General features: G+C 63.3%; 3 protein-coding genes. 1 reads left to right on the top strand and 2 read right to left on the bottom strand.

Features of this window, described 5'->3' with window-relative positions; all coding sequences use genetic code 11:
* On the top strand, positions 1-1,085 hold a 1,085-nt coding region (locus EN914_RS39590; protein WP_127389595.1), incomplete at its 5' end, for a hypothetical protein.
* A gap of 28 nt (positions 1,086-1,113) precedes the next feature.
* Here EN914_RS39590 and EN914_RS33700 read toward each other — a convergent pair.
* Together EN914_RS33700 and EN914_RS33705 are read right to left on the bottom strand one after the other, a co-directional pair.
* Complete coding sequence (locus tag EN914_RS33700) at positions 1,114-1,413, bottom strand: CcdB family protein (protein ID WP_024502932.1); 300 nt, start codon at positions 1,411-1,413, stop codon at positions 1,114-1,116.
* Complete coding sequence (locus EN914_RS33705) at positions 1,413-1,655, bottom strand: type II toxin-antitoxin system CcdA family antitoxin (protein WP_024502933.1); 243 nt, start codon at positions 1,653-1,655, stop codon at positions 1,413-1,415. The genes EN914_RS33700 and EN914_RS33705 overlap by 1 nt, the downstream gene beginning before the upstream one ends.
* Positions 1,656-1,931 lie beyond the last annotated feature (276 nt).

The raw sequence follows: 1,931 nt of genomic DNA on the forward strand, positions 1-1,931 counted from the left end.
GCGGGCTGATCGCGGCCGTCGTCGCACTGCTGGTCGTTGCCGGCGGCGGCTATGGCATCTGGCTGAACAAGGACGCCTTCGGCAAGATGCTGGGGCTTGGCGGCAATCAGGTAGCGAAAACCGAACCCGTGAAGCCGGCGCCGGCCAAGCCGGCAACCGATGCCGCGGCAGCGCCGCCGGCGCCCGCGGCTGGCGGCACGGAAGCCGAAAGCACGAAATTCACCCAGCGGCTGACACCGCAGGGTGGTGAAGTCGACCCGGGTCCGGCCGGTGGCCAAAGCGGCATCGGCGAAGGCGAATCGGTCGCGGCGCTGACCACCCCGCCTTCGGCCACGAACGCACCGGCGATTTCCGCACCGGCCGCCGGTACGCCTGCCGCGACTACGCCTCCGGCGACAGATGCCGCCCCCGCAACGCCGCCTGCCAACGGAGCAGCGCCTGCAGCGCCGGCCGGTGCTGCTGGCACGCCGCCAGCACCGGCAGGTGCCGCGCCGCCCGCCCCGGCGGCTGCGCCTGCGGAAGCCGCCCTGCCTGTCGGCCAGAAGGCGATCTTCTATGAGGAGCGCACCAGCACCGCCCAGGGCTCCGCCGAGCCCGGCAACATCGTCTGGTCGCTGGTGCAGGAATCGCCCGGTGGCGACCTGCCGCCGGAGCCGGCGATCCGCGCCGAGGCGACCATTCCCGGCAAGGACATCCAGTTGCGCATGACCATCCGCCGCAACACCGACCAGACGCTGCCGGCCAGCCATATCATCGAGATGATCTTCCTGACGCCCGACGGCTTCGAGGGCGGCGGTGTCGACAACATCCTGCGCGTTGCCATGAAGGCTTCGGAGCAGGATGCCGGCAGCCCGCTGATCGGCATTCCGGCCAAGATTGCCGACGGCTTCTTCCTCGTCGCGCTCAACGACACCAAGGCCGACGAAGACGCCAACATGACCCTGCTGCGCGGCCAGGACTGGATCGACGTGCCGGTCGTCTACAAGACCGGACGGCGGGCGTTGCTGACCATGGAAAAGGGCATTCCCGGCGAGAAGGTGTTCGACGAGGCGATCAAGGCCTGGCAGGCGAAGACGGCTGGCTGAGAAAGCCGCTGTCCCGTAGCCTCTTGATTCAGAAGCCCTGGAACAGCATGTCGAGTGCGGCGACGATGTCGTCGTGGTGCCTGGAAAGATTCCCCTCGGTATCCGGCAGCTCAGAGGCCATCAAGGCTGACATGAACTGCGTGACCATCACATGATCCTTGCCATCGATAGTGAAGGTCGGGTTTAGCCGGCGGCCCGGAACCGGAGCTGTGTTGGGCGGCATCAACGGAATTACGACCCTGGTGCTCAGGCCCTCAAGAAGGTCGGACTGAACATCGAGAAGATAACCGTTGCCCTCGGAATTCCGATAAAGATCGTAACGTGCCATCAAAACAGCCGGTGTTTGGCCAATGGAAGTCCGTTGCGCCTAACATATTCATTGGAGCTTTCGATGGCTTGCTTGTTTTCTTCCTGCCATCGACGTGTTTTTTCCGCAGCAATCGCTTTCGCGATACCCGCCTCCGCGGCGCGGGAAATGTTGATACCCAACGCCTTAGCGTCATTGATCAACTGAGAATCAATGGACGTGTTGACTGATTGCCGCTGAGGTTTCGGCGTCGATTGAAGCATAGGGATTGCCTCCTTTTATGCGCATAATGTAGGCGCATAAAAGCCCGCACGCAAATGCAAATAAAGACGGCGGTGTGATAGGACTTGGCCCGCCCGGCCCTTCGCTATGGCTCCCAGCCCTTCGGGCGTTCTATCCCTTCGAAAGGTCCACTGGACCTTTCGATTCGCTGAAGGCGAACCGGCCTTTCACCGTTCGTCGCTTTAATCGACAAATCGTTGTCGATTGATCGGCCTACGGCCAAGCGCTCCTCACCCCTCCATCTCTTCGCGCAGCAT

The organism is Mesorhizobium sp. M7A.F.Ca.CA.001.08.2.1 (assembly GCF_003998455.1).
In the GTDB taxonomy this organism is placed as follows: domain Bacteria; phylum Pseudomonadota; class Alphaproteobacteria; order Rhizobiales; family Rhizobiaceae; genus Mesorhizobium; species Mesorhizobium ciceri.

What these genes read in the sequence shown, in the direction of transcription:
- EN914_RS33700 (WP_024502932.1), bottom strand. Translation starts at nt 1,413, where the DNA reads ATGGCACGTTACGATCTTTATCGGAATTCCGAGGGCAACGGTTATCTT.
- EN914_RS33705 (WP_024502933.1), bottom strand. Translation starts at nt 1,655, where the DNA reads ATGCTTCAATCGACGCCGAAACCTCAGCGGCAATCAGTCAACACGTCC.